The organism is Pseudomonas sp. MD195_PC81_125 (assembly GCF_014060985.1).
GTDB classification, from domain to species: domain Bacteria; phylum Pseudomonadota; class Gammaproteobacteria; order Pseudomonadales; family Pseudomonadaceae; genus Aquipseudomonas; species Aquipseudomonas parakoreensis.
The window spans coordinates 1-7,493 of record NZ_JABULD010000308.1; the positions used below are offsets into that span (position 1 = coordinate 1).

The 7,493-nt window shown below is 60.2% G+C and carries 7 protein-coding genes; 3 read left to right on the forward strand and 4 right to left on the reverse strand.

Annotation, left to right across the window (positions count from 1 at the left end):
• Positions 1-45 precede the first annotated feature (45 nt).
• Positions 46-1,014: a GTP 3',8-cyclase MoaA gene (locus tag HT737_RS13015; RefSeq protein ID WP_121186633.1), complete on the reverse strand. Its 969-nt coding sequence runs from the start codon at positions 1,012-1,014 to the stop codon at positions 46-48.
• A 137-nt stretch (positions 1,015-1,151) separates the two neighbouring features.
• Complete coding sequence (locus tag HT737_RS13020) at positions 1,152-1,790, reverse strand: TetR/AcrR family transcriptional regulator (protein WP_007950805.1); 639 nt, start codon at positions 1,788-1,790, stop codon at positions 1,152-1,154.
• 549 nt (positions 1,791-2,339) lie between these two features.
• On the opposite strand from HT737_RS13020, the gene HT737_RS13025 reads away from it, so the two are divergent.
• Positions 2,340-3,089, forward strand: coding sequence for a FadR/GntR family transcriptional regulator (locus HT737_RS13025; RefSeq protein ID WP_182402785.1), 750 nt, complete (start codon positions 2,340-2,342; stop codon positions 3,087-3,089).
• Positions 3,090-3,228: 139 nt separating this feature from the next.
• Here HT737_RS13025 and HT737_RS13030 read toward each other — a convergent pair whose 3' ends face one another.
• Both HT737_RS13030 and HT737_RS13035 read right to left on the reverse strand, forming a co-directional pair.
• On the reverse strand, positions 3,229-3,417 hold the full coding sequence (locus HT737_RS13030; RefSeq protein ID WP_095667500.1) for a hypothetical protein: 189 nt from the start codon (positions 3,415-3,417) through the stop codon (positions 3,229-3,231).
• A 3-nt stretch (positions 3,418-3,420) separates the two neighbouring features.
• A complete protein-coding gene (locus HT737_RS13035) occupies positions 3,421-4,734 on the reverse strand; it encodes a phospholipase (protein WP_182402783.1) in 1,314 nt (437 codons plus the stop codon).
• Between the two features lie 237 nt (positions 4,735-4,971).
• Between HT737_RS13035 and kdgD the strand changes: the two genes are divergently transcribed.
• Both kdgD and HT737_RS13045 read left to right on the forward strand, forming a co-directional pair.
• A complete protein-coding gene (gene kdgD, locus HT737_RS13040; RefSeq protein ID WP_047291262.1) occupies positions 4,972-5,883 on the forward strand; it encodes a 5-dehydro-4-deoxyglucarate dehydratase in 912 nt (303 codons plus the stop codon).
• A 74-nt stretch (positions 5,884-5,957) separates the two neighbouring features.
• The gene (locus HT737_RS13045; RefSeq protein WP_095667498.1) at positions 5,958-7,403 is read left to right on the forward strand and encodes an aldehyde dehydrogenase family protein; all 1,446 of its coding nucleotides are present in this window, start codon (positions 5,958-5,960) and stop codon (positions 7,401-7,403) included.
• Positions 7,404-7,493: the final 90 nt, after the last annotated feature.

Consider the following 7,493-nt stretch of genomic DNA (forward strand, 5'->3'; position numbering starts at 1 on the left):
AAAAAAAAACCCTGTGGGAGCGAGCCTGCTCGCGAAAAAAAGGGATCAGCCGCCGATAATCTTCATGACGGTCGCACCACCGGAGAACGCCACTTCCTGCTTGTCGCCCAGCGCCTTGACCAGCAAACGCTGCAGCGCCGGCAATGCCTGATGACGCGGCTTGTCGAGCAGATCGCCGACATAGTGGCGGTTGCTCGACGACAGGCAGCCGTGCAGCCATCCCGTCGAAGACAGACGCAAGCGCGAGCAGGTTCTGCAAAACGGTACGCTTTCGTTGGCAATCACACCGAAATGGCCCAGCCCCGGGATCGCATAGCGTACGGCCGTGGCGTCCACCGGCGCATCGGCTTGTGCGTACTCATAACGCTCGCCAATCAGGCTCAGCAACTGCTGCAGGCTGACGAACTGTTGCAGGAAGGCATTGGAGTCAGTGGCGAGGTGGCCCATGCGCATCAACTCGATGAAACGCAGCTCGTAGCCACGTTCCAGGCAGTAATCGAGCAGCGGCATCACCTGATCCAGGTTCTGCCCGCGCAACGGCACCATGTTGATCTTGATCTTCAGCCCCGCCGCTTTCGCCTGGTCCATGCCATCGAGCACGGTCGCCAGATCGCCGCCACGGGCGATGCTGCGGAACGCGCCGGCATCCAAGGTATCGAGGGATACGTTGATCCGGCGCAGACCGGCGTCCACCAGCAGCGGCAGCTTTTTCGCCAGGAGTTGACCGTTGGTGGTCAGGCTGATGTCTTCCAGGCCCATCTTGCCGACGGCGCTCATGAAAGATTCGAGTTTGGGGCTGACCAGCGGCTCGCCGCCGGTGATGCGCAGGCGCTCGATGCCGGCGGCTTCGATCAGATAAGCCACGCCACGGGCCATGGCCTCGGCCGACAGTTCATCCTGCGCAGCCACCAACCGCTTGCCGTTGGGCACGCAGTAGGTACAGGCGTAATTGCAGGCTGAAGTCAGGCTGATGCGCAAATTGCGAAAACGCCTGCCTTGACGGTCAACGATCATGATCACTCCGGCGATAGAATTTCGAGCCGCTAAAACTTGACTCACAAATCAAGTTTTAGCAAGCCCTATGCCTGAGTATATTCCTGCGGTACTGCGTCATGTAGCGAAATCATGGCGCAATAAGGCCGCTGAATGATTCAGCTGCTCGGGGTTTCCGGATCGCGCTTGCGCTTGTTGCCCATGCGCACGCCGATGTCCATCAGGAACTGGAAGAAACCTTCCTGATCTTCGAGCACGTTGCTCCAGAACGGCGAGTGATACAGCGCGACCGCGCCGTGCACCAGCGCCCAGGACGCGCAGTAGTGGAAGTACGGCGGCACGTCTTCGAGCTTGCCTTCGCTGATCCGGCCCTTGATGAGCAAGGTCAGGCGTTCGAAGTTCGAGGCACGGATCTTGTGCAGTTCCTCGACCATTTCCGGTACCTGATTGCCTTTCACCACCTTCTCTTCGAGACGGTCGAACAGGCGATAGCGCTGAGGGTCGCGCATACGGAATTCGAAGTAGGCACGGGACAGCGCTTCCTTGTCCTTGTCGACATCGGCCGAATGCAGCAGCTCGTTCAAATCGCGCTCGTAATCGAGCATCAGCCGCAGATAGATCTCGGCCTTGGATTTGAAGTGCTTGTAGATCGTGCCTTTGCCGATACCCACGGCATCAGCAATCATCTCGACGGTGACACTGTCTTCACCTTGTTCGAGGAACAGCTTGAGCGCGGTATCGAGAATTTCTTGCTCACGGCGACGAAACTCACGGACCTTACGAGGTTCTTTGTGCATAAGAAAAGGTCTGTAGGGGTCAAAATTCGAAGCCGCGTATTATGCCTAACTTGCACAAAAATGCACGGATCATCCGACCATATCTGTGTTTCTTGTTCATTTTGCGAACGCTGAGGCGGCAATGAGAACTCAACTGAAGCGCACGTATTCCAAATTTGTTTAAAAACCCCGACCGCTCAACTGGACTGAACGCCAGACTGATCAATACTTGAACTGTCGGGCGGCATCTCCCCCAAGTGCCGTGCCGGTAAAGGTACCAAGGGACCGCGTGCCTTTGTTTTACTCCTAATGGTCTTAACCCGGATTCACCCCCCAGAACCCGGGTTTTTTTTGCCTGCGATTTGGCGTAAATCCCTGTCATTTACGCCCCACCGCGCTTGTAGGAGCTGCCGCAGGTGCGATCTTTTTGATGTTTGTTTTTTYAAAGATCAAAAAGATCGCAGCCTGCGGCAGCTCCTACAGGGGCGGTGCTTCGACTCGACAGTGATCGTACAACCCGCGTGCGCTATGATGCTCACCAAGCCGAATTTTCGAGACCAGACGTTGACCATGGAAAACCCGATCGACACCCCTCGCCTCCCGCGCAAGCGCCGCAGCCTGGCCCAGGAACTGGTGACGGTGCTGAGCGAGCAGATCCGCGATGGCCTGCTCAAGCGCGGTGACAAACTGCCCACCGAGTCGGCGATCATGGAAGCCCATGGCGTCAGCCGCACCGTGGTGCGCGAGGCCATTTCCCGTTTGCAGGCGGCCGGTCAAGTTGAAACCCGCCACGGCATTGGCACTTTTGTGCTCGACACGCCAAGCCCGAGCGGTTTCCGTATCGATCCGGCCACGGTGGTCACCCTGCGTGATGTGCTGGCGATTCTCGAATTGCGCATCAGCCTGGAAGTCGAATCTGCCGGCCTCGCCGCGCAACGTCGCAGTCCCGAACAACTGGCGACCATGCGCGCCGCCCTCGATGCACTGAACGACAGCGTGGCCCACGCCAGCGATGCGGTAGCGTCGGACTTCGCCTTCCACCTGGAAATCGCTCTGTCCACCGGCAACCGCTACTTCACCGACATCATGACCCACCTGGGCACCAGCATCATTCCGCGTACGCGGTTGAATTCGGCGCGCCTGGCCCACGATGATCAGCAGCACTACATGAACCGCCTGAGCCGTGAGCACGAGGAAATCTACGAGGCGATTGCCCGCCAGGATGCCGATGCGGCGCGGGCGGCGATGCGCCTGCATTTGACCAACAGCCGTGAAAGGCTGCGCCAGGCCCATGAAGAGGCGCAGGCGCAGCGCGGCTGAGTGTCTGGCGGTTTATGTGCGCCTGACATACCGCCATCGCTGGCAAGCCACGCTCCCCCAAGTTGAAGTGTTGAAGCGGCTTTCGCGTACGACAACCGTGACTGTGGGAGCTGGCTTGCCAGCGATGAGGCCGGTGAATTCAGCGCGGCAATATCGAGCGATCCACCCTCACCGCCAGTTTTGCTTTGCGCGGCCTGGCAGCAAACGCCACCAAACCGTCCTCATCCACAATCCCTCGCGCAATCGGCTTGCCGTCCGCCAGCAGCTCCAGCGGTGCGCCCTGCAGCGACTGCCCCGACGCCAGTTCCAGTTTCAATGTGATCGTCATTGCTCATTCTCCCTGATTGACGTTGCCTGTCGGGTGGTAGTCCTTGAGCAGCAAGTACGTGCTCCAGCCCCACCAGTCATCGATGGTGGCGGTGTCGTTGAGGTTGTTCACATCTTTGCGCCGCAGTACCTTGCCGCCCTCGACGCGGAACAGCGGCGAGAAGTTGCTGGACAGATTCAGCACCGCCGTCAGATCCGGCAGGCGTTGCAGCGCGGCAAACGTTGAAGGGGCGGGCACGTTGCCGCTGAGGTAGGCGGCGAAGATTTCATCCGCCGAAGCCTGCACCGCCAGATTGACCTGGGTGCGGTTGTCCGCGTCGCTGGCGTCGAAGTAGCGTTTGTCGCCGTAGGCGCGCCATTGATCGCCATGGGCGTTGCGCACCTTGAGGCCGAATTTGCTGTCCTCGTCGTGCATGAAACGGGTGACCAGCGAGCCGAGATCGCTCGGCGTGACCACCGCCGCCATCTCTTTGCGTGGCACACGCAGGTGGCCGGCAGAGAACAGGTCGGTGAGGAAGTGGTCGGCAAACGCGTTCATCGCGTAGGCCCGTTCCAGTTGCTGCTCATCGTGATTGGCGCGGGCTGCGACGGCGGTTTGCAAGGCGCCCGTGTGCCCGGCGATGTAGGCCAGTCTGGCCCATTCGCCGAAGTGGTCGGTGTTGTTCGCCGCCAGTTTCAGATAGCGCCCAAGCGGAAACAGTGCGGAGACGAAACTGCCACCGCCGGTGAGCTTGTTCCACTCTTCGGACAACGTATCTCCGAGCGCGTCGTAGGCTTCGTGCGGTGCTTTGCCGTCCTTGATCGCCTGTTTGACCGCGTCGATCTCCTTTTGCATGACCGCGAGAATCTGCGTGGCCTCGGCCCGGGAGGCCGGCAGCACGGCGAGAGAATCAAATGCAGCATGGAAGCGGTTCAGGCGATCAGCCGGGGTCGCGCCTTCGTTGATCGGTCGATCGACCACACCGTAGAAATCTCCAGCCAGCGCCACCACCTGGCCGTAGGTCAGCGCAAGGCCATTGGGCAAGTGCAAGGGCTTGTTTTGCGCGCGGATCGGTTCGGCATTTTCGCTGAAGCGCAGCAAGGTGTTGTCGCCGATGGCTGTGTGTTCAGCGCCTTCGAAACGCAGTGGCGGTCGAATGTTCAAGGCGCTGCCGGGGAGGGCGGTGGCCGGTGCGACATCGCTGTGGGCGTCGGCGATGTGCAGCAGCAGATGCGGATTGTCGGCGTTGAAGTGGATGCCTTTTACAGTGAAAAGATCATCGAGTCGAGCGACGACCGGGTTGGGTCGTTCCTGTGGCTTTGCATGCAGTCCGGACATTTCTGGCTCCTTGATATGTCGTCGGTGAATTTATTTTTAACTGTATGTATATACAGTTGAATCGAGCCTAGACCAGATTTTTCCTACGTCAAGAAGGAATCTTGTCCGACAAAAAGTGCGGGGCAACGATGAAATGCAGTTGACGGTTGTCTTTTAAGTTGTACGATGACCTACAACTTCAGCGTTGGCTGAATCATAAAACTCACAAAAAACGTTGCTACCCAGGGTGTTCGAATAATGAATCCACAAGAGCTGAAGTCCATCCTCTCTGCCGGCCTGCTGTCGTTCCCGGTGACCGATTTCAACGCGCAGGGCGATTTCAACCGCGCGGGCTACATCAAGCGTCTGGAATGGCTGGCTCCGTATGGCGCTTCAGCCTTGTTCGCCGCCGGCGGCACCGGTGAGTTCTTCTCCCTGGCCGCCAGCGAATACTCGGAAATCATCAAGACTGCCGTCGACACCTGCGCCAGCAGCGTACCGATTCTGGCCGGTGTCGGCGGTTCGACCCGTCAGGCCATCGAGTACGCCCAGGAAGCCGAGCGCCTGGGCGCCAAAGGCCTGTTGCTGCTGCCGCACTATCTGACCGAAGCCAGTCAGGACGGCGTCGCCGCCCACGTTGAAGCCGTGTGCAAATCGGTGAACATCGGGGTGGTGGTCTACAACCGCAACGTCTGCCGCCTGACTGCGCCATTGCTGGAGCGACTGGCCGAGCGCTGCCCGAACCTGATCGGCTACAAGGACGGTCTGGGCGATATCGAGTTGATGGTGTCGATCCGTCGCCGCCTCGGTGATCGCTTCAGCTACCTCGGCGGCCTGCCGACCGCGGAAGTCTACGCCGCTGCCTACAAAGCACTGGGCGTGCCGGTTTACTCGTCGGCGGTGTTCAACTTCATCCCGAAAACCGCGATGGACTTCTACCACGCGATTGCCCGCGACGATCACGCCACCGTCGGCAAGATCATCGACGACTTCTTCCTGCCGTACCTCGACATCCGCAACCGCAAGGCTGGCTACGCCGTGAGCATCGTCAAGGCAGGCGCGAAAATCGCCGGCTATGACGCAGGCCCGGTGCGGGCACCGCTGACCGACCTGACCGGCGAAGAGTACGAAATGCTGGCTGCGCTGATCGACAAGCAAGGTGCGCAGTAACACCCGACAAAAACGCGGCCGCTGAGTAATCAGCGGCTTTTTGCGTAAAGGCTTTGAGATTTGAGGGCTGCCCTGTGACAACTGCAAAACGCTACGACAACTACATCAACGGTGAATGGGTCGCCGGTGCCGACTACTCGGCGAATATCAACCCGTCCGAACTGAGCGACACCATCGGCGACTACGCCAAGGCTGACCTGACGCAGGTTCACGCCGCCATCGATGCGGCCCGCGCCGCGTTCCCGACCTGGTCGGTTTCGGGCATTCAGGCCCGTCACGATGCGCTGGATAAAGTCGGCACGGAGATCCTCGCCCGTCGCGAGGAACTCGGTACCCTGCTGGCCCGCGAAGAGGGCAAGACCCTGCCCGAAGCCATCGGCGAAGTGACCCGCGCCGGCAACATCTTCAAGTTCTTCGCCGGTGAATGCCTGCGTCTATCCGGCGACTACGTGCCGTCGGTGCGCCCGGGCGTCAACGTCGAAGTCACCCGCGAAGCTCTCGGCGTGGTCGGTCTGATCACCCCGTGGAACTTCCCGATTGCCATCCCGGCATGGAAAATCGCCCCGGCCCTGGCCTACGGCAACTGTGTGGTGCTGAAACCGGCGGATCTGGTGCCGGGTTGTGCCTGGGCCCTGGCGGAAATCATCTCCCGCGCTGGCTTCCCGGCCGGCGTGTTCAACCTGGTGATGGGCAGCGGTCGGGTGGTCGGCGAAGCGCTGGTCAACAGCCCGAAAGTCGATGGCATCAGTTTCACCGGTTCGGTCGGCGTGGGTCGGCAGATCGCCGTTAATTGCGTGTCGCGCCAGGCCAAGGTTCAGCTGGAAATGGGCGGCAAGAACCCGCAGATCATTCTCGACGACGCCGACCTCAAGCAGGCGGTCGAGCTGTCGGTGCAGAGCGCGTTCTACTCCACCGGCCAGCGTTGCACGGCGTCGAGTCGTTTGATCGTCACTGCCGGGATTCATGACAAGTTCGTTGAAGCCATGGCCGAGCGCATGCAGTCGATCAAGGTCGGCCACGCGCTGAAATCCGGCACCGACATCGGCCCGGTAGTTTCCCAGGCGCAGCTGGAACAGGACATGAAGTACATCGACATCGGCCAGTCCGAAGGTGCACGTCTGGTCAGCGGCGGTGGTCTGGTGACCTGCGACACCGAAGGCTACTTCCTCGCGCCAACGCTGTTTGCCGACAGCGAAGCGTCGATGCGCATCAGCCGTGAAGAAATCTTTGGCCCGGTGGCCAACATCGTTCGCGTGGCCGATTACGAGGCGGCGCTGGCGATGGCCAACGACACCGAGTTCGGTTTGTCCGCCGGTATCGCCACCACGTCGCTGAAGTACGCCAACCACTTCAAGCGCCATTCGCAGGCCGGGATGGTGATGGTCAACCTGCCGACCGCCGGTGTCGATTACCACGTTCCGTTCGGGGGCCGTAAGGGTTCATCCTATGGCTCACGTGAGCAAGGCCGCTATGCGCAAGAGTTCTACACGGTCGTGAAGACCAGCTACATCGGCTCCTGATACACGCAATACCTGTGGGAGCTGGCTTGCCAGCGATGCGGACGACGCGATAGTTCGTCGTACCGCGGTGATGCCATCGCTGGCAAGCCA